An 18,424-nucleotide genomic window follows, 5' to 3' on the forward strand; every position below is an offset into this window, starting at 1 on the left:
CTCCTAGGCGGGCACCTGCCCCAGCCATTCGACGCGAAGGCGGTCGAACCCGACAACGATACCCTCTGCGGTAACCTCAAATCCAAAGTCTTCGTTTGAGGGTTCGTAGTCTTCGAGAACCCAATGATCTCCGGCAACGGTTACAATTACAGCTCCCCGAGGAAGGTGCTCGAGCCGTCCGCTGATCCTTTTCCGATTCGTAGTCATATCGAACTGTATGCCATCCATCGGTCGATAACGCTCTTCACATATCCAGGTGTTTCCCGATTTGTCGGTATCCCGCCGGCTCGCGACACAGCGCCGGGTCCAGCATTGTATGCGGCCAGCGCGAGATGGATCGCACCGAAGCGCTCTAGCATCTGCTTCAGATACCGCGCGCCGCCATCGATGTTCTCAGCCGGATCGTGGCGATTGCTGACACCAAGTTCTCTTGCCGTTCCCGGCATGAGTTGAGCGAGCCCAGCGGCGCCAGCCGGACTGATTGCCATCGGGTTGAACCGCGATTCCTGCCAAATCAGGGCCTGAAGCAGTCGAGGCGGCAATTGATATCGCGCTTCAGCTTGCCGGATGAGTGGCTCATACAAGGCTTCCTTGAAGCTTCTATCGATATAAGCTGTGCTGCCGTCTGGCTTGCCCAAGTAGATTGCAGTTGGGTTGAAAGCGCGCCCTTCGTCGGTTGTAACCTCAACTCTGCTGAGGTCATGGTCGAATACCTGAAACTCCTGCGCGCGCGCGGATCCCGAAATCGCAATCGCGAGCGCACCGCAACCGCAAGCCACTAGAGACATTCGCATTGAATTACCTTTCACCTTGCCTCGATCCGCAAGAGAACATAAATAGAACGCGTGGGTGTAGGAAAACGTTTTTTGCAAGTTTAGCCGAGAGAAGAGGGGGTCTTCTGGAGGGGGCAATTGTGAGGCTATGGAGCTGGTATGCCCGTTTCGAATTCAACCCTGTCACGTCATTCGCTCGAGGACACCGCCCGAAGGATCTGTGAAAGCCGAGGGGGCAAATGGTCAGGCACAAAGGGGATGGCCTGCTGCCCCGCACACGAAGACCGCACACCTTCGCTCGGCGTGACGCTCGGCCGAAAGGCTATTCTCTTCCATTGTTTTGCGGGCTGCGATCAGCAGAGCGTGCTTTCCGCTCTGGCCCGCGAAGGTTTCGAGGTGGCCAGGTTTTTCTCGGGTTCTTCGGCCGAGGATCAGCTCGAGCCAACCAGGGTGCGCAAACCCTCGGCAGCAGCGTTGAGGATCTGGCACGAAGCGGAACCATTGGGTGGCAGTCCGGCGAAGGCCTACCTTGAGAGCCGCGGCATCCTGGCCGCATCTTCAGCTCTTCGCTTTCATCCGCAAACGCCGCTCGGGCCGAAAGGACGAACCCGATTTCTTCCCGCTATGATTGCGGCGGTCAGCCTCGACGAGGGGCCGATCGCGATCCACCGCACGTTTTTGTCCACCGAGGCTTCAACCAAGGCCACCTTCGACAAGCCAAAGCGCGCGCTTGGCTCGCTCGGTGAAGCTGCTGTCCGTCTTTTTGCTCCGGTTTCCGGGAAGCTCGGCCTTGCCGAGGGGATCGAGAGCGCGTTGTCAGCCTATGCGCTCACCGGCATTCCCGTTTGGGCGACCCTTGGGAATGAGCGTTTCGGTCTCGTAAGCATTCCCGAGAGTGTGACCGAGCTTCATCTGTTCGTCGATCATGATGCTGGCGGCGAGCTGGCCGCCTCGCGTGGCCTCGGAGCCTACGCGCAGGAAGGGCGGACGATCCAAGTCCGCAAGCCACATCCAAGCGATACCGACTGGAACGATGAACTCATAGCATGGCTGCGCCGCAAAGCGGCGCGTTAGAGGAGAGAGGGCTTCTCGATTTCCTGATCCGGCAGAGGGCGTGTCCCGATGCCCTCATCAGGAGGACGAATTGCCATGTTCCAGTCAGACTTTTTCCCAGACCGTCAAACATCAAGCACGGTTCCGCTCGCTTTCGCAATCGGTGAACAAATTGCCCGGCGACTTGCGGATGGATGCCACCTCACTCGACCTGACATTTCCGGCCTGTTCGCCAAAGACACCGGCGCCCTGGACTGGGGAAGCGCCTGGACCATCGATGACTACAACAACGCGACCGAGATCGGCGCAATGCTGTGGCTACGGGAATCTTCACGCATCGATCTGGCGACAAGCGTGCATGAAGCAGAAGCGCGTTTCGACTGGCTCGAGGCTGCCTTGCCGCCGCGGCACGTGCGCAGCGAAGCACAGGTCGAGCTCCAACAGTTCTCGACCCCGCCGATGCTGGCCTGGCTGATGGCGAAGGCCGCAGCCGTCTCTGCGCAAGACACGCTCCTCGAACCGTCCGCAGGCAATGGCGCTCTTTCTCTCTGGGGCAGCGTCCAGAACGCCTCATTGGTCCTCAACGAGATCGATCCGGCAAGACGAGACGGCCTGGGCCACATCTTCCCTTCGACCACGATCACCGCGCATGACGGGGAACTGATCGCGGACCTGCTTCGCGGTCCTGCACCATCGGTCGTGCTGATGAACCCGCCGTTCGCCCGCAGCCAGGAGCGCGGCAAGGACGGCGATACAGCCCAGCGCCACCTGCGAAGCGCGATCCGGTCTGCCGCCGTTGGAGCGAGGATTGTCGCCATCATGCCCGAAGGCTTCGAGGCCTCCTCCTTCGCCGAGGCTCAGGAGGAAGCATCGCTGCTCCTCGATGTCCGGTTGCAGCAGATGTTTCGCCGGACCGGAACGGGCATCGCTGTTCGTCTGGTCGTGATCGACAAGGTGCCGACTGCGTCCGCGCCAGTTATCGCTGGAGATACATGCGACCTGATCGCGCTCGGCGAACTTGTTACCGAGCTTCCGCCACGTGCGCAAATTTCCGCCAGCCTCCATCGCCTCCCAGTCAGCAAGCCAGTGCGCCTCGTTGGCAAGACCTCAACGCATCGCGCGCCGGTGCGTCCTGTGGCGCCTTTCGCAGCGACACCAGCAGCCACAGCGAATGCGACCAATCTTGCCTATTCGGTCCTAGCCGAACCTGCGCCTGTACCCGAACAGACCGGCATCTACCTGCCCTACCGGCCGAGTCGTATCGCGTTCGAGGATGCGCCGGTCCATCCCACCCCGCTTGTGGAATCGGTCGCCATGGGTTCGGTCGCGGCGCCCCAGCCGGACGTTAGCCCGCGCCTTCCCGCAGGTTGGCAGGCCGACGGCCTTCTGTCCGAAGCGCAGTGCGAGACACTGGTCTACGCTGCGCAGGCATTCGCGCGCAACCTGCCGGGCCAGTTCAAAGTCAGTCAGGAAGCCACCGCGCTGGAATTGTCCGAGGACGGCCAAGCCTACCGTCAGGGCTTTTTCCTCGGCGACGGGACCGGTGCGGGCAAGGGGCGGCAGATCGCAGCGGTGATCATGGATCGCTGGCTTGCAGGCGAGCGGCGTCATATCTGGATCACCAAGAACGAGGCGCTGCTCGAAGACGCACGCCGCGACTGGGAAGCGCTCGGCGGGCTGCCGCTCGATCTCCAGCCACTCTCGCGCTGGAAACTTGGGTCTGGCGTGACGATGTCCGAAGGCATTCTCTTCGTCACCTATCCGACGCTGCGCTCGGGACGCGCCGAAGATACGCGCCTTGACCAGATCCTTGCCTGGGCGGGCGAGGATTACGATGGCGTGATCGCTTTCGACGAAGCCCACGCCATGGCCAATGCGCTCGGGGGCTCTTCAGCCCGCGGCAAGGTCAAGGGCTCCGAACAAGGGATGGCGGGCCTCAGGCTGCAGAACCATCTCCCGCGCGCCCGCGTGCTCTACGCGTCTGCCACTGGCGCTTCGGATATCGCCAACCTCGGTTACACTTCCCGCCTTGGCCTGTGGGGACCCGAGACCGCTTTCCCGACCCACGAGGCGTTCATGACCGAAATCCGCGCTGGCGGCGTCGCGGCGATGGAGCTCGTCGCCCGTGATCTCAAGGCCCAGGGCCTCTATCTTGCCCGTGCGCTGTCCTTCGCCGGGGTCGAGTACGAGATCCTCGAACACAGCCTGACCGAAGCGCAGATAAAAATCTATGATGCCTATGCCGATGCCTGGGCGATCATTCACCGCAACCTCGAAGCAGCGCTCGAAGCAACCCGCGTGATCGACGAGGACAGCGGCGACACGCTCAACCGCAATGCCAAGGCTGCGGCGCTATCGATCTTCGAAGGCACCAAGCAGCGCTTCTTTGCCCAGCTCTTGCTTTCGATGAAACTGCCGAGCCTGATCCCCGCGATGGAAGCGGCGCTTGGAGAGGACCATTCGGTTGTGGTGCAGCTGGTCTCGACCGCCGAGGCCATGCTCGACCGGCGCCTTGCCGACCTTACCGTGGAAGAACGCGAAGCTCTCGATATCGATCTGTCCCCGCGTGAATATGTCATCGACTACCTCGCCAAGAGCTTCCCGGTACGATTGATGCAGGTCTTCGCCGACGAGGATGGCAATCTTCGCTCCGAGGCAATGAGCGACGAGGAGGGCAATCCCGTTTTCTGCCCGCGCGCCATCGCCGCGCGCGATGCGCTGATCGAGCAGCTCTGCGCGCTGCCGCCCATCGCGACAGCGCTCGATGCGATCATCGAGCATTTCGGGACCGAGGCCGTCGCCGAGGTGACGGGCCGGACCCGCAGGCTTGTCCTGGGCCGCGATGGTGAGCAGCGCCTCGAACGGCGTAGCCCCAGCGCCAATGTCGCCGAAGCCCAAAACTTCATGGAAGGGACCAAGCGCATCCTGGTTTTCTCGGATGCGGGCGGCACGGGGCGTTCCTATCATGCCGACTTGGGCGCCAGGAACCAGCAGCGCCGGGTTCACTTCCTGCTTGAACCGGGATGGCGCGCCGACAACGCCATCCAGGGTCTTGGTCGCACGAACCGCACCAATCAGGCCTCGGCCCCGCTGTTTAGGCCGGTCACCACCGACGTGAAGGGCGAACGCCGCTTCATCTCGACCATTGCGCGCAGGCTTGATGCACTGGGCGCGCTTACGCGCGGTCAGCGCCAGACCGGCGGTCAGAACCTGTTCGACCCGGCAGACAATCTCGAAAGCGACTATGCGCGCGACGCGCTCAGCCGCTGGTTCCAGCTGCTCTATGACGGCAAGCTTGAAGCCACCACCTTCGGCAACTTCGTCGAACGCACCGGCCTCCGGCTTGAAAGCCCCGATGGCGGACTGACCGATAATCTCCCGACGATCCAGCGCTGGCTCAACCGCATTCTCGCCCTGCCGATTGCGCTCCAGAACGCCATATTCGACGAATATCTCGGGCTGGTAGAGGCGCGGATAGAAGCCGCGCGCGAGGCCGGAACGCTCGACCAGGGACTGGAAACCGTGAGGATCGATCGCTTCTCAGTCCTCGCCGACGAACTCTTGCGCACCGATCCTGTGACCGGTGCCGAGACCCGCCTCGTCTCGCTCGAAGTGATGAGGCAACTTAGGCCTCTGCGATTGCAACGCCTGGTGCGGATGCACGAGATCGGCAGCCCGCACGCGATCCCGATGCGCAATGCACGCTCAGGCAAGGTCGCGCTGTCGGTTCCTGCCCGGCGCCTCATCGCCGACGACGGGGCAGTGATCGAACGCCGACGCCTTTTGCGCCCGCTCAACTCCGCGAACTGGACAATCGAGGCACTCGCTGAAAGCCACTGGGAAGATATTGGCGTCACCGCATTCACGAGGGCCTGGCGTGCCGAGGAAGAGCAAGCGGCCAAGTCACCGGTGACCGAGCGCGTGCATCTCGCCACCGGACTGTTGCTTCCGGTCTGGAAGCGCCTGCCAGGCGATCATGTCCGCGTCACCCGGCTCGTTGCCGAGGACGGTCAGTCGATCATCGGCCGCGAAGTGCTCGATATCGATCTCGCTGCGATCGCTGAGACCTTTGGCCTCTCCGGAGTTACCGGTCCGGCGCCGGACCAGATCGGTGAGCTCGTCATCGCCAGAGGCAAGCCGCTGGGCCTCGCAAGCCACGATGCCTTGACCGTCAAGCGATCGCTGGTCGGCGGCGAACAGCGCCTTGAACTGACCGGATTCTCGCCCGATCGCCTCGACTGGTACAAGGGCAAGGGCTGCTTCACCGAGATCATCCGCTACCGCACGCGGCTGTTCGTCCCGGTGTCGAGAGCCTCATCGGTCCTCCCCGCGCTTGCCGCCTGATCCCTCGGGCAGACCCCAATCTCAGAATGAGAGTGGAGGGAGCCCTTTGGGCTTTTGGGCCTCGTGATCCTCACCTGCGCCTTCATTCCATCAGGAGAACACCCATGATCCAGTCGATCCCCTTGAAGAAGCTTGCGGCGAGCCCGCGCAACGTCCGCAAGTCGAGCGACCTGCTGGCCGACCTCCAGCTGCGGGCAGACATTGCTGCGCGCGGTCTGCTGCAGAACCTTGTCGTGCGCAAAGGAAAGCGCGGCAAGTTCGAAGTCGAGGCCGGCGGTCGCCGTCTCGCCGCGCTGCAGGCGCTGGCCGAAGAGGGCACCTTGCCCGAAAGCCATGAGGTCACCTGCCTCGTCATCGAAGGCGAGGAAAGCGAGGTGCGCGAAGCCGGCCTTGCCGAGAACTTCCAGCGTCTAGCGATGAACCCGGCCGACGAGGCGCAGGCCTTCGCTTCCATCATTGAGGCAGGGGCTACCACGGAAGACGTGGCGCGCCGCTTCGGCCTCACCGTCCGTTTCGTCGAGGGCCGCCTGCGCCTGGCAGGTCTTGCACCTTGTGTCTTCGAAGCTCTCGCTGAAGGCGCGATCACGCTCGACATGGCAAAGGCCTATGGGGCGATCTCAGACATCGAGCGTCAGGCGCATGTCTATGCTGAACTGCAAGATGCCTGGTACCAGGTCACGCCAGACACGATCCGCCGCATGGTGCTCGATGCCACTGTTCGTGGCTCCGATCCGCGCGCGGTTCTGGTCGGGCGCGATGCGTACCTCGCTGCAGGTGGCCGGATCGAACGTGAACTCTTCGACGACGAAGCCAGCGAAAGCTGGATCGATGTCGCGCTGCTCGAAGACCTTGCCCAAAAAGCGATGGATGATGCTGCGAAAAGGGTCGCTGAAGAACACGGACTTGCCTGGGTGCGACCGACGCTTGGGAACTATGTCAGCCACGATCTCGTCGAAGGCCTCAATCGGCTCCCATGCGAACCGGCTCCGCTAACCGAAGAGGAGGCCCGCGAGCTCAGCGACCTTGAAGCCGACTACGACCGGACGGCGGCCATCCTCGAAGATGAGGACAGCGACGAAAGCGAGGTCGCCAAAGCGGAAGAAGAACTTGTCTCGATCGACCGCGCCATGCGCGCTCTCAATGACCGGCCGCCAGTGCTCGCCGACGAACTGAAATCCGAGGCCGGTGCCTTCCTCGTCCTCTCGCGCAATGGCGAGCCGACCTTGGTCCCACAATTCTACACCGAGACCGAGGTCATCGCTGACGAAGGTGTGGTCGAGGCCATTGAAGAGAACGGTCCGGCGAAGCCCACGGGAAGCTCGTTGTCGCAGCGCCTGCTCGACGAGCTCGCGATGCAACGCCGCGATATCCTGGCCATCCATCTGGCCAACGATCCGGCACTGGCGCTCGACTTCATGGTCTTCACGCTTGCCGATGCCGATGGGCATGATTGGCGCGCCAGGAAAGCGTCGACGCTTGTCGGATCGGTAGCGTCCGGCCCGGTCACCGGGTTTGAGGCCAAGGATGCGCCGGCGAGTGCTGCTCTGGCCAAATTCGCGGGGTCGCTCGATGAAAGCTGGCGTGCTGGCGAGAGCGATGTCGAGCGGTTTGCCAGGTTCCGGGCACTTTCCGACGAGGCGCGCTCGGCATGGCTTGGTCATGTCGTCTCGCGCACACTCGTTGCCAGCCTGTCCTGCGGAGGCGAGCGTTCGGTGCCGATGCACGAGGCGCTCGGCTCGCTCCTCGAAATCGAGACCGCGCATTGGTGGCGTCCCACGGCGAACAACTACTTCGACCGGGTGGCTAAGGCCCGCACGCTCGAGGCGCTCGATGCCGCCGGCGGTCCCGAACTGGTCAGTCGCTATGCAGCCTCCAAGAAGGCCGAACTGGCGAGCGCTGCCGAGCGCATCTTCTCCGGCAACTTCATCGGAGAGGCTGAGATTAAAGAACGGGCACAGGCCTGGGTGCCGACATTTATGCGTTTTGCCGGTTCCGAAGAAGTCGAATTGGCCGACCACGAAGGAGGCGAGGCGGTCAACGCCGAAGAAACTGACGAGATTGCCGAGCAGGCTGCCTGACCCCTCCTGACAGGTCCAGGTCACTCGGCAGGCGGTCCGTCCCAATCGGGACGGGCCGCCCTTTCATGTCAGATATCGGTTCGATAGATGACCACTCCCGCTAGATGATCAGACGCCAAAAGCAGGAGATAAATGTGCCGCTGTATTGATTTTTTTGGCTTCTAGAGAAAGGGTGTAGCGATCACGAGAACCACGATCGCCACCACATGTGCGGAGCGATACAAGCACCTGACAAGAAGGGAACGAAAGCAGGAATGACGACGAATACCCTGACGCGACGAGCTGAGCCATTCCTAATGGGGTTCGCCACTGAGCGAAGTGGGGAAGTCGAGGAGTTGCGCGGTCGTTACAGCGACCGTCGCCAGATGTGGGTCGTCGAGGCCGAGGGCGTCGAGATCCCGATCGTCGAGGCCGGGGCAACGATGTTAGGCCAGACCCACACTAAGACCATGACCCAAGTAGAGGCGGACGACGACGACCAAGCGCGCGGCGTCTTGGGAGAGACGTCGACCACAACCCGCGTGCGGCAGGAGACGGACGACCAAGACCATGACATGATGGCGTTCGGAGGGACAAGGACATTGACCGAGGTACAGCAAGAGGCCGACGACCAAGACCAGAGCTTGGCCCCGATGGCGGAGACCTCTACGCTGACCAAGGTTAGGCAGGAGGCGGACGATCAAGATGCATCGCTTGCACTCCCTGAGCTGCAGACAAAGACCGATGTCCAGCAAGAGACTGACGACCAAGCTGGAATGTTGATCTGAACGGCCCCGATGACCGTCCTTCTGGCCACCAACAGGCGCGACGTGACTACGGATTTCATAGCCCTTGAGCTTGAGCGTAGGGCCGTGGTGTTCCACAGGCTCAACACTGAGGACATGCTTGAATACCGCGTCTTACTGCCGAACGGTGATCCATCCTGTATGCGCCTCGTCAATCGAACACGCGAACTTGAACTCAGCGAGGTGACCGGCGCCTATTACCGCCGCCCCCTTCCGCCGGAAATCCCCCATAATGCGCCGTCAACCGCTGCCTATATGCAGGCGGAATGGTCAGCCATACTAAGGAGCGTGTGGAACGCGCTCGAAGGGCGGTGGCTCAATTGTCCCTTTGCGATACTGCGAGCTGAGGACAAACCAAGACAGCTTGCCGTTGCACGCGCGGAAGGGCTGCAGGTTCCGCGGACTCTGATTACAAACGATGCTGAGCATGCGAAGAACTTCTTGGCGGACGGTGCAATCGTGGCGAAGCCGCTACGCCATGCACTCATCGAAGACGGGGGCGCCGGCAAAGTCGTTTTCACCTCGCGAATCGAACAGGACAACGGGCTGACTGGAATCGAAAGCGCACCGGTGATCCTGCAGAGTGAGGTACCCAAGCGTGCGGATGTGCGCGTTATAGTCGTCGACGACCAAGTGTTCGCGACCATGATCGAATCGCAGGCGCACGAAGAAACAAGTGTCGACTGGCGCAAGGGCGTGCGGACGGACTTGGAGCATCGCGCTTTCACTCTGCCTCACGAGGTCGAAAAGGCCTGCGTCGCAGTTACGCGTTCTCTCGATCTGCGGTACTCTGCGATTGATCTCGTCGAAGATCCTGACGGCACTTTCTGGTTCCTCGAGGCTAATCCAAACGGCCAATGGGCTTGGATTGAGCAACGCACCGGCGCTCGGATCGCAGAAGCTATCGTTTCGGGCCTGGTACGATGAATCTCCGCGACTTCCTGTTCCCCTATGCCGAGCCTCTGTCGGACGCTGAGAACAAAGCACAGAACGAAGGCCTCGCCAACGATATCGCCGCCATCGAGTCTGCCAAGTTCAACAACGATCCCGCCCGCGCGCTTGCGGAGGCCCAACGCGTGGCCGATGCCGAGACCGCTAGGGTCCGCACTGCTGAAACAAAGGCTACGACCTATCTCGCCGTTCTCGCGGCGCTGGTCCCTCTTATCATCGCGTTCCAGGCGGCGACTTGGGAGGAACGAGCTGGTCCGGCCCCGACTTGGTTGAAACTGCTCGTCCTGAGCGTGGCCACGATCTACTTGGCGGCTGCGGGATACCACGCGTTCCGAACATTGCAGGTTTCGGGCTTCGAGCGGGTCGTGGAAGGAGAGATCGCGGCTGCTTGGAGCACGCGTCAACCGCTCCGCAGGCTGACACGCAGCACACTGCTCGCTTCCCGCCGGTCGAGAAACGCAGTCAACCGGAAGGTCACCTGCATCAAGGTTACCCACGAACATCTCATCCGCGCATTCGCGGCGTTCGTGCTCCTGCTCGCGCTCGACCCAATCTTCTATGCAGTTGATTGGACGATTGACGATGTCGACGGGTCGCTCAAAGATACTCCGACGGCCGCAGCAACAATTGCTGCCGAAGCCACCGGAGAGGTCTCTGGTGAAAGTAGAGAAGCGTTGCCGGAAGACGACCATCCGGTGGTCGGCTCTTCGGACACGTCTTCCACTGGGCCTCCTGAGGCACCGCTAGCACAACCGGACTCAGATGCCGGCGGACCTCCAAGGGGCGTTCGAAAGGACTGAACGCAGTATTGATGGGTGAGGTGCTTCCGTCAGGCTGAGGCCCCGACATATGCTGTTAGGATCAGCCTCCTTCATCACGACCATTCCAAATTTGGGCGCAAAGGCGCCATCAAGTGCTAGAGCAGAGGGAGCTTTGCTCTTCCTGAACCGGGGCATGCCCGTCCCGGCGTTCAGGAGAACTCCCATGACCAAGTCCCGCCGCACTGCCTCTGCTTCGCCAGCCCAGCGCATCACCGCCGCCATTATCGAAAAGCTCGAACAGGGCACTAAGCCCTGGGTCAAGCCATGGCGCGGTGTGCCGGTCTCCCGGCCCTTGCGCTCCTGCGGGACGCCCTATCGCGGCATGAACACCTTCTGGTTGTGGATGGTGGCCGATGGCTGCGGCTACGCATCGCCCTACTGGATGACCTATCGCCAATGTCAGGCGCTCGGGGGTCAGGTCCGCAAGGGCGAAAAGTCGACCATCGCAATCTTCTACAAGAGCTACACCAAGGAGGTTGAGAACGCCGAAGGCGAGGCCGACACCGAGAACCGGCGCGTGCTCAAGGCCTATGCCGTGTTCAATGCCGATCAGTGCGATGGCCTCCCCACATTCTATCACCCCAAACCATTGGTTGCCGCGCTTGAGCCCGAAGGACGCGAAGAGCGGCTTGATACCTTTTTCGCCGAGATCGGCGCTGACCTGCGCCATCATGGCGCCCAGGCCTATTACGAGCCGCTGCGCGACCGCGTCACCATGCCGCCGGCCGAGCTATTCGAAGCTTATGACCACTATTACGCGACGCTCTCGCACGAGCTGTCGCACTGGACGGGGCATTCCTCGCGGCTCGACCGCGATCTCAAGAACCGCTTCGGAAGCGACGCCTATGCTGCCGAGGAACTGATCGCCGAACTTTCCTCGGCCATTCTCGGGGCAGAACTGGGTCTTCCCGTTACCCATCTCGACCATCACGCCAGCTACATCGCGTCCTGGCTCAAGATCCTCAAATCGGACGAGCGCGCGATCCTGACGGCTGCAGCAAAGGCCGAGGAAGCGGCAAGCCTGTTGCTCGAACTGGGTGGCCAGCAATCTAACGAAGGCGAGACCGACATCGATCTCGCTGATGCAGCCTGAGGAGCAGTGCGATGGGACGTTCCGTCAGCTATCCAACCGGCTCCGTGGTTGCCTTTCGCCTGCTTGATGACGGCGAAGACGACGATGTCGACTGGGCCTACGAGTGCCTTGTCGACGAGGTCATCGATACCACAAAGGCGACCTTTCCTTCATTCGAGCGCTTCGAGGGATGGCGCGGCCGCGAGGACCGTATCCTCCTGCGCAACGCCTTCGCCGAATGCGGCATATCGACCTATTGCGGGCTCGCGGCGATCTGGCTCGCCGAACGCGATGATGCCCGGTACTGGGAGGCCGATTTCTACATCCCACGAGCGGCGAGGGCACGGCACTGGCTCGACCAGGTGTCGGCAAGGTTCATCGAATTGTTCGGTGAGCTGCGCATGGTCGGTCGGTTCTCGAATGGCGAAGCGATCTTCGAGCGCTCCCGATCCACCTGTGACACCGGGGCCTGATCCTGCCTCGTCCCAGTCCGCCGGGAGAGGCCCTTGGCCGGTCGGGGCGCGCCGCAACCTGCGGCCCGTCGGCCCGTGTTGCCCGCGCCAGCCTAGGGCCGCAGGTTTCCCGCTGCGCGGTGCGTCACGCCCCTTCTCCCGGCCCTGATCGGGCTCCGGCGGACAGGGCCGAGGCAATGGTGCCTCCTTTCCTTGTCCCCGCGATCAGGAGACACCCCATGTACGACAGCTTCATCGACCAGTTGAGCGGCCTTGACCTTTCAGGCCTCAGCATCAGGCCAGCTCCCTTCAACGAAACCGACTTTCCCTGCGAGGACGCGATCGAGCACACCCTCGCTGCAGTCTGGTCCGATCTTTTCGCGATGTTTTCCGACACGGCCCTGGAGGCCGATGCCGAGGACATTGCATGGGGCGTGGTCAATCTCTTTCACCGTGCCGCCAGCCGGAAGTCCGCTCAGCTTGACCGGGCGAGCGACGAGATCCGGGTCCTCCTCGCATCAGCCGATGGCTCCGAAGTGCATTCGAGCAATCTGGAAGAGCAGGTCGAGCGCGCGCAGGCTGCCGAAGCCAGCATGCTGGCCTTCGAACAGATGCGCGAGGCTGCGGCAGCACTCTATCGCGACGAGACCGGTTCCTCGTGGAAGCCCGTTTCCGGCTCGCGCACGAGCCATTCGCGCCACCTTACCTCGGCTGTGATCGATGCCCGCGATTTCCTCCGCGCGCGTGCCGAGAACCGGCGTCATGCCCTGATCCCGGAAGGAACTCCAATCGTCTTTGCCGGTGGTCGTCAGACCTTCGAGAGCGCCGAGGACGCGCGCGTTTATGCCGACAATATCTGGGCAACGCTGGACAAGGTTCGCGATGCGGTTCCCGATCTCTTCCTGGTCCATGGCGGCGACGGCAAGGGTGCCGATCGCCTGGCCGCCAGCTGGGCCGAACGCCGCGAAGTCCAGCAGCTGACTTATTCGCTCGATCGTCGTCTCGGTGCCCGCGCCGGGTTCAAGCGCAACGAGCAGATGCTTTCGCTGGGTCCGCGTTACGTCGTCGCCTTTCCGGGCAATGGTGTAACCGAACGGCTTGTCATCGATGCCAAGGCGCGCCGTATCACCGTCGTCGATCGTCGCGGCCTCTTGGGTACCTCTCCAGGGGCCTGAGGGCCCTTCGTCATCCATATCTGAATTGCCTGGATGTGCATTCGGCGCCGACCCTACTATGGACCGGTCATGCAACTTGACGATCTGCTGCAGCGCTACTTTGCCACCACCGACCTCTCCGGGGTTTCTCCCGACACCTTTGCAGCCGGCATTGAGCATTGCCGGGTCGATCTCGGCCTTGAGAAGGACCGGGGCAAGCGCTTTGCGCTGTGGTCGTTCCTGCACATGTTCGGGTCCGCCCCCGATCTCGATGTGGCGTTCGAAAGCGAGGAAGACCGGGAGGCAGCCCGCAACTTCATGGATCTTCTGGCGGCATCGGAGGGCGATGGGGTAAGTTGATTGCAGCTCGGTCTTGGCACCTTCAGACCCGCACCTGATACCCATCCGGCTTTCTTCGCGAACAGTCCTGAACCAGGTCAGCTGAGGAGCCGCAACCCGTTCCTTTCCGGCCGTGTTGGCAGCTGCGCTGCCTGCCCGCACCACCCGTCATGAACAGGTTTCCCTTGGAGCTTTGCTCCTGCGGTGCAGTCCTCCCATGCCCTGCTTCTTTCAGATGTTCGCAAGCCGGAGATGGTCTCCGGTTTGAGGAACTGAAGGAATACAACCATGACCAATATCGCAATCCTCACCGGCCGCATCGCTCGCGATCCCGACACCCGCGAGACCAAGGGCGGCACCAATGTCACCGGGATCACCGTCGTCACCGATCGCCCTGCGCGCGACAAGGACGGCAAGACCTACAAGGACGAGAACGGCTACACCGCCAAGGAAAGCGAGTTCCACCGCGTGACCTGCTTCAACGGCCTCGCCAAGACCGTCGGCCAGTACTGCTCCAAGGGCCAACTGGTATCGGTCCAGGGCCGCATCCACTACACCCAGTGGGAGGACAAGGACGGCGTCACGCGCTACGGCACCGAGATCCTCGCCGACAAGGTCGACTTCCTCTCCCGCGGTAACGGCTCGAGTGACGACAACGACAACACCGACGCTCCCGAGATCGACTGAACTCTCCCGTCGGCCTCCCTCCTGAAGGGGTCCTGTCCTACCGGACAGGGCCCCTTCTTGCTGTTCCTACTCTCCCGATGACTGTTCGGTGCGAGAAGATGAGCGAGCCGGTGGAAGCAGCCTCTGCAGAGACGCCTCTTCGCCCAGCTTTCCAAGCTCTCCGGCAACTCTTGCGAGCGCCTTCTTCGAGAAGGTCTCAAGTCCCGTGCCTAGGATGATGCGGCCCAGTTCAAGGGCGGCTTGCTCCTCAAGTTGCTTCTGGCGCTCGGCGAGTGCCAGTCGGTCGGCTTCGAGTTTCCGGAGTGCTGCGACAGCGCTTCGTTTGGTTGGCATCGGGGTTCCTTTCCTGCACCCCTCGGTGGATCCTCCCATCGATCAACATGCACCCGGGCACAGCCTGTAGGAAAGTCCAATCGCGCAGGTCGTCCCTTGCACTACGTAATGGAGCGGGGGAGGGGGCTGGCTCACCGAATTCCAAGGGTGATGGGCATGGGGCCGGCGCGTCAAGGACGGCGGGGCCCCACCATTTTGCCTCCCCTGCGCTTTGCTCTGGTCCGACAAAATCGTTGCCCCCACCGCCGCTTCGCGGTCGCCCTCGGGGCGATCCCTGACCCGCCGGCCCCATGCCCCTCCGCCTGTTTCCTGTCGTCTCAGCGACAGGTTTCAGGAGGATATCATGACTACAGTCAGCACCTTGGACATGAACGCGCACAGCTATTTCGAAGCGCTTGCAGTTGCCGAAAGGCGCGCCCAGCACAGTTTCTTCGACCAGCACGTGGTGGAAGATGAAGACCTGGGCTATTTCGCCCTGGACGAGGGTGACTACAACGCACTGCCTGCGCACCTCGCCAGCCGCGTGGTGCACACGGTCCATGGGGCCATGCTGGACGAATACTGACGACCATACGAGGGCAGGAGCCGGTGACGGTTCCTGCCCTTTTTTCGTGTTTGCTTTTCCTGGAGCGGGTCGAAAAGCGGAGCGGAGCGGGGCTGGGGTCGCGCTCGGTCCCGCCCCGCCTTCGGCGGTGCTCCTGCGGGCGCGGCCATTTTTGTTCTGGGCCCCGCGCGCACTCCCGAGCGGCAGCGGGCCGGACCGGCGCGGTGACGCGGGAACCGACAGGCCCCGGTCCCGGGCACCGCACGCGCTCCTTTGCCGCAGCCTTTGCGGGGGTGCGGACCTTGTGCGTGGTATTCATTCAAACGCAGATCAGGCTCAATAACGGTCGCGAACTGGATGCTCGCGCCTCCGAGGGCTCAGTTGGAAAATGCCTTCGAGAAAGGAGCGACCATGATCACTGGATCTCGCCGCGCAATGGGGAACAGAATTGGCACACCGTACGCAGTAGCACTGCTGTGTTTTGGGAAAAAGTGCAATAAAATCAGTGCGCGAAACGCTCAAGGTGCTCGGCAGAGAGGGCGCTGTTGAATGCCGCCCGGTCCCCGCAAATGACAGAATTTTCAAGGGTTCTGGGGGCAGCTTGCATGAGGGCGAATGCCATATGGTCCCCAAGCGTCGAAGGTCCGCGCGCAGAGCGCTTCTCGATGGGAATTTTGCCCGCCGCAAATTGCCGCTGCGCGAGCGCGAATATTGCATATGGGACACCGAGCTTGCAGGATTCGGCCTGCGCGTAAGGCCGAGCGGCAACTACTTCTGGTTCGTTCGCTTGCGCCATCGCGGGAAGCATCGTCGTATCACTCTTGGCCGAACCGACGAGCTTGAGGCGGGGCTGGCGAGGGCGCAAGCCCGTCGCATCCTTGCCGAAGCCGCGCTCGACGGATTGCCCAAGCGCGCCGTGGTCAAGGCCACACCGACGATGACCGACTTCGTCGAGGCCTACTGGGATGATCTCTCGCACGTCTGGAAGCCATCGACCACCAAGCGGAACTGGGATGCGTGGCGGCTCACCATCAAACCCACATTTGGTGACAAGCGCGTAGCGGACATCCTCCCACCAGACATCCACCGCTGGCGCGATGGATGCGCGGGAGAGAGCGAGGTGAAGTTCAACCGCGCCGTGCCCGTGCTGTCCGCGCTGTTCAAATATGCCGAAGCGCTCAAGATGCGTCGGCCAGGTTCGAACCCCTGCCGAGGAATGCCGCGCTACAAGCGGCAAAGCGTCGAACGCTATTTGACGCCAGCCGAGTATCGCCGGATCGGAGCGGCCTTGCGCGAGGCGGAGGCAGGCCGACCGGCAGAGGTCGCTATTGCTCGCCTGCTACTGTTCACCGGCGCGCGCGTTGGCGAGATCACGAATCTGCGCTGGGAGTGGGTTAAGCCACCGCGCCTGCTGCTGCCAGACAGCAAGACCGGCCCCAAGGTGATCTGGCTCAATTCGCAGGCGCAGGACATCCTTGCGGGGATCGAGCGGCGCGAAGATTGTGAGCTGGTATTCCCGAACAAGACCGGCAAGCGTCCGGTGAACTTCGACCAGTGGTGGTTTGTCTTCCGGCGGCGCTGCGCTTTGCCCGACGTTCGCATCCATGATCTGCGCCATAGCTTCGCTTCGACCGCAATCATGGACAACGTGCCGCTATCGACCATTGGCAAGCTGCTTGGCCATAAGCTGGTCGAGACGACCGCGAAATATGCCCACTTGTCCGATGATGTAATCGGCGAAGCCGCCGAGCGAGTTTCCGGCTCGCTGGCGCAAGCGATTGGCCTCAGGCCATGACCGCCGCCAGTCTCAAGCGGATCGTCGAGGAGGCGCTTGCCGAGGTCGGGGCAAGCGTCAATTTCAAGCTCGTTCCCAAAGGCAAGGCGCGTACGACAACTTGGCTCGGTGTAGAGCACGGCTTTGGCATCCGCCACTATCCGAGCGGTCGTAACGTCTACATCGTCCAGACCCGCATGGCAGGCCGTATGCGCACGGTCACAATCGGGCCTGCATCAGTCCTTACTCGCTATCAGGCTCAGATGGTCGCGCGTCGCGTTATCGCCTACGCGCAGGTCGGTCGCGATCCCGCGACCGAACGCCAACGCATCCGGTCCGCGCCGAGCTTCGCCGACTTCGTGACCGAGTATTGGGATCGCTGGGCGCCACGCTGGAAAGCGTCGACACTGGAAACGCACACCGGCTACCGTCGCCGCTATCTCGATGACGCCTTCGCTGGTGTTTACATAGACGAACTCAACGAAGGCCACGTCACGCGCTGGTTTGCGGACCTCAACAATCGGACCGGACCAGGAGCATCGAACCGGACGTTCGAAATCCTCAAGCACATGCTGAACAAGGCCGAGGAATGGGGCTACCGGCTCGAAAACACCAACCCGTGCCGCTCTGTCCGGCCCAACCGCAAGCGCCAGTGCGAGCGCTTCCTTACCAATGATGAGCTGGCCCGTCTGGGTGCCGAGTTGGCGAAGTTGCGATCTTCAGATGATCGCACGAAGCAATGCGCGGGCGCGGCCATCACGCTCCTGTTGCTGACCGGTTGTCGCAAGAGCGAAATCCTCTCGCTCGAATGGACGGACATCAAGGGCAACCGGCTGCACTTACGCGACAGCAAAACCGGACCGCGTACAGTTTGGCTTGGCTCGGCAGCCCGCGAGGTGATCGCCGCGCTTCCGCGCTTCGAGAGAATTCCATATCCGTTCTGGAACTACAGCTACCGCAAGCCGCTTCGCTGCGTGAACGGATTCTGGCGCAGGCTTAGAGACGAGGCAGGACTACCCGGCGTTCGGATCCACGATCTGCGCCACACCTTTGCCAGCCACGCGGCGATGAATAAGGAAACCCTGCCGATGATCGGACGGTTGCTCGGTCATGCAAATGTGCAGACCACGGCCCGGTATGCTCACCTTGATGACGGTCACTTGCTCGAAGCGGTTCAGCAGATTGGTGATGCTATTGCTCAGGCTCTTCAATGACTTCGTGACGCACGAATAAAGCATCGTGCTGTAGACTTCTCAATTTTCAT

General features: G+C 62.0%; 17 protein-coding genes. 14 read left to right on the forward strand and 3 right to left on the reverse strand.

The window, feature by feature from the left end; all coding sequences use genetic code 11:
- Nucleotides 1-3: 3 nt before the first annotated feature.
- Together A9D13_RS21200 and A9D13_RS19035 are read right to left on the reverse strand one after the other, a co-directional pair.
- On the reverse strand, nt 4-228 hold the full coding sequence (locus A9D13_RS21200) for a DUF5818 domain-containing protein (protein WP_306823374.1): 225 nt from the start codon (nt 226-228) through the stop codon (nt 4-6).
- Nucleotides 204-788, reverse strand: coding sequence for a lytic transglycosylase domain-containing protein (locus tag A9D13_RS19035; protein ID WP_066777654.1), 585 nt, complete (start codon nt 786-788; stop codon nt 204-206). The genes A9D13_RS21200 and A9D13_RS19035 overlap by 25 nt, the downstream gene beginning before the upstream one ends.
- Before the next feature lie 144 nt (nt 789-932).
- Between A9D13_RS19035 and A9D13_RS19040 the strand changes: the two genes are divergently transcribed.
- The 11 genes from A9D13_RS19040 to A9D13_RS19090 all read left to right on the forward strand — a co-directional run bounded on the left by A9D13_RS19040 (nt 933) and on the right by A9D13_RS19090 (nt 14,509).
- Entirely contained in the window at nt 933-1,847 is a 915-nt protein-coding gene (locus tag A9D13_RS19040; protein WP_066777469.1) for a DUF7146 domain-containing protein, read from the forward strand.
- 75 nt (nt 1,848-1,922) lie between these two features.
- Entirely contained in the window at nt 1,923-6,170 is a 4,248-nt protein-coding gene (locus A9D13_RS19045) for a strawberry notch family protein (RefSeq protein WP_066777471.1), read from the forward strand.
- Nucleotides 6,171-6,274: 104 nt separating this feature from the next.
- Entirely contained in the window at nt 6,275-8,248 is a 1,974-nt protein-coding gene (locus A9D13_RS19050) for a ParB/RepB/Spo0J family partition protein (RefSeq protein WP_066777473.1), read from the forward strand.
- Nucleotides 8,249-8,502: 254 nt separating this feature from the next.
- Complete coding sequence (locus tag A9D13_RS19055) at nt 8,503-9,015, forward strand: hypothetical protein (RefSeq protein WP_188713476.1); 513 nt, start codon at nt 8,503-8,505, stop codon at nt 9,013-9,015.
- Between the two features lie 9 nt (nt 9,016-9,024).
- Entirely contained in the window at nt 9,025-9,960 is a 936-nt protein-coding gene (locus tag A9D13_RS19060) for an MvdC/MvdD family ATP grasp protein (RefSeq protein WP_066777478.1), read from the forward strand.
- Nucleotides 9,957-10,784 carry a hypothetical protein gene (locus A9D13_RS19065; protein WP_066777484.1) on the forward strand — a complete coding sequence of 276 codons (828 nt, stop codon included), beginning with the start codon at nt 9,957-9,959 and terminating at the stop codon, nt 10,782-10,784. The genes A9D13_RS19060 and A9D13_RS19065 overlap by 4 nt, the downstream gene beginning before the upstream one ends.
- A gap of 184 nt (nt 10,785-10,968) precedes the next feature.
- Complete coding sequence (locus tag A9D13_RS19070) at nt 10,969-11,898, forward strand: ArdC family protein (protein ID WP_066777487.1); 930 nt, start codon at nt 10,969-10,971, stop codon at nt 11,896-11,898.
- Between the two features lie 11 nt (nt 11,899-11,909).
- Nucleotides 11,910-12,350, forward strand: a complete 441-nt coding sequence (locus tag A9D13_RS19075) for a hypothetical protein (protein WP_066777490.1) — start codon at nt 11,910-11,912, stop codon at nt 12,348-12,350.
- Between the two features lie 218 nt (nt 12,351-12,568).
- Nucleotides 12,569-13,504 (forward strand): DUF2493 domain-containing protein, encoded by a 936-nt coding sequence (locus A9D13_RS19080; RefSeq protein ID WP_066777495.1) that lies wholly within the window; start codon nt 12,569-12,571, stop codon nt 13,502-13,504.
- Between the two features lie 69 nt (nt 13,505-13,573).
- On the forward strand, nt 13,574-13,843 hold the full coding sequence (locus tag A9D13_RS19085) for a hypothetical protein (protein ID WP_066777497.1): 270 nt from the start codon (nt 13,574-13,576) through the stop codon (nt 13,841-13,843).
- A 267-nt stretch (nt 13,844-14,110) separates the two neighbouring features.
- Nucleotides 14,111-14,509: a single-stranded DNA-binding protein gene (locus tag A9D13_RS19090; RefSeq protein ID WP_066777499.1), complete on the forward strand. Its 399-nt coding sequence runs from the start codon at nt 14,111-14,113 to the stop codon at nt 14,507-14,509.
- 66 nt (nt 14,510-14,575) lie between these two features.
- Here the strand turns inward: A9D13_RS19090 and A9D13_RS19095 are convergent, their stop codons facing one another.
- The gene (locus tag A9D13_RS19095; RefSeq protein ID WP_066777502.1) at nt 14,576-14,842 is read right to left on the reverse strand and encodes a DUF6437 family protein; all 267 of its coding nucleotides are present in this window, start codon (nt 14,840-14,842) and stop codon (nt 14,576-14,578) included.
- Between the two features lie 343 nt (nt 14,843-15,185).
- Between A9D13_RS19095 and A9D13_RS19100 the strand changes: the two genes are divergently transcribed.
- From A9D13_RS19100 to A9D13_RS19110, 3 genes are all read left to right on the forward strand, one after another.
- Nucleotides 15,186-15,407 carry a hypothetical protein gene (locus A9D13_RS19100; protein ID WP_066777505.1) on the forward strand — a complete coding sequence of 74 codons (222 nt, stop codon included), beginning with the start codon at nt 15,186-15,188 and terminating at the stop codon, nt 15,405-15,407.
- Nucleotides 15,408-16,008: 601 nt separating this feature from the next.
- Nucleotides 16,009-17,181, forward strand: a complete 1,173-nt coding sequence (locus tag A9D13_RS19105; protein ID WP_066777657.1) for a site-specific integrase — start codon at nt 16,009-16,011, stop codon at nt 17,179-17,181.
- Nucleotides 17,178-18,374, forward strand: coding sequence for a tyrosine-type recombinase/integrase (locus A9D13_RS19110; RefSeq protein WP_066777508.1), 1,197 nt, complete (start codon nt 17,178-17,180; stop codon nt 18,372-18,374). The genes A9D13_RS19105 and A9D13_RS19110 overlap by 4 nt, the downstream gene beginning before the upstream one ends.
- Nucleotides 18,375-18,424 lie beyond the last annotated feature (50 nt).

Source organism: Croceicoccus mobilis (assembly GCF_001661965.1).
Taxonomy (GTDB): domain Bacteria; phylum Pseudomonadota; class Alphaproteobacteria; order Sphingomonadales; family Sphingomonadaceae; genus Croceicoccus; species Croceicoccus mobilis.

Bases quoted from the DNA above. Each gene is read 5' to 3' on its own strand.
- A9D13_RS21200 (WP_306823374.1), bottom strand. From the start codon at position 228: ATGGATGGCATACAGTTCGATATGACTACGAATCGGAAAAGGATCAGC.
- A9D13_RS19035 (WP_066777654.1), bottom strand. From the start codon at position 788: ATGTCTCTAGTGGCTTGCGGTTGCGGTGCGCTCGCGATTGCGATTTCG.
- A9D13_RS19040 (WP_066777469.1), top strand. From the start codon at position 933: ATGCCCGTTTCGAATTCAACCCTGTCACGTCATTCGCTCGAGGACACC.
- A9D13_RS19045 (WP_066777471.1), top strand. From the start codon at position 1,923: ATGTTCCAGTCAGACTTTTTCCCAGACCGTCAAACATCAAGCACGGTT.
- A9D13_RS19050 (WP_066777473.1), top strand. From the start codon at position 6,275: ATGATCCAGTCGATCCCCTTGAAGAAGCTTGCGGCGAGCCCGCGCAAC.
- A9D13_RS19055 (WP_188713476.1), top strand. From the start codon at position 8,503: ATGACGACGAATACCCTGACGCGACGAGCTGAGCCATTCCTAATGGGG.
- A9D13_RS19060 (WP_066777478.1), top strand. From the start codon at position 9,025: ATGACCGTCCTTCTGGCCACCAACAGGCGCGACGTGACTACGGATTTC.
- A9D13_RS19065 (WP_066777484.1), top strand. From the start codon at position 9,957: ATGAATCTCCGCGACTTCCTGTTCCCCTATGCCGAGCCTCTGTCGGAC.
- A9D13_RS19070 (WP_066777487.1), top strand. From the start codon at position 10,969: ATGACCAAGTCCCGCCGCACTGCCTCTGCTTCGCCAGCCCAGCGCATC.
- A9D13_RS19075 (WP_066777490.1), top strand. From the start codon at position 11,910: ATGGGACGTTCCGTCAGCTATCCAACCGGCTCCGTGGTTGCCTTTCGC.
- A9D13_RS19080 (WP_066777495.1), top strand. From the start codon at position 12,569: ATGTACGACAGCTTCATCGACCAGTTGAGCGGCCTTGACCTTTCAGGC.
- A9D13_RS19085 (WP_066777497.1), top strand. From the start codon at position 13,574: ATGCAACTTGACGATCTGCTGCAGCGCTACTTTGCCACCACCGACCTC.
- A9D13_RS19090 (WP_066777499.1), top strand. From the start codon at position 14,111: ATGACCAATATCGCAATCCTCACCGGCCGCATCGCTCGCGATCCCGAC.
- A9D13_RS19095 (WP_066777502.1), bottom strand. From the start codon at position 14,842: ATGCCAACCAAACGAAGCGCTGTCGCAGCACTCCGGAAACTCGAAGCC.
- A9D13_RS19100 (WP_066777505.1), top strand. From the start codon at position 15,186: ATGACTACAGTCAGCACCTTGGACATGAACGCGCACAGCTATTTCGAA.
- A9D13_RS19105 (WP_066777657.1), top strand. From the start codon at position 16,009: ATGGTCCCCAAGCGTCGAAGGTCCGCGCGCAGAGCGCTTCTCGATGGG.
- A9D13_RS19110 (WP_066777508.1), top strand. From the start codon at position 17,178: ATGACCGCCGCCAGTCTCAAGCGGATCGTCGAGGAGGCGCTTGCCGAG.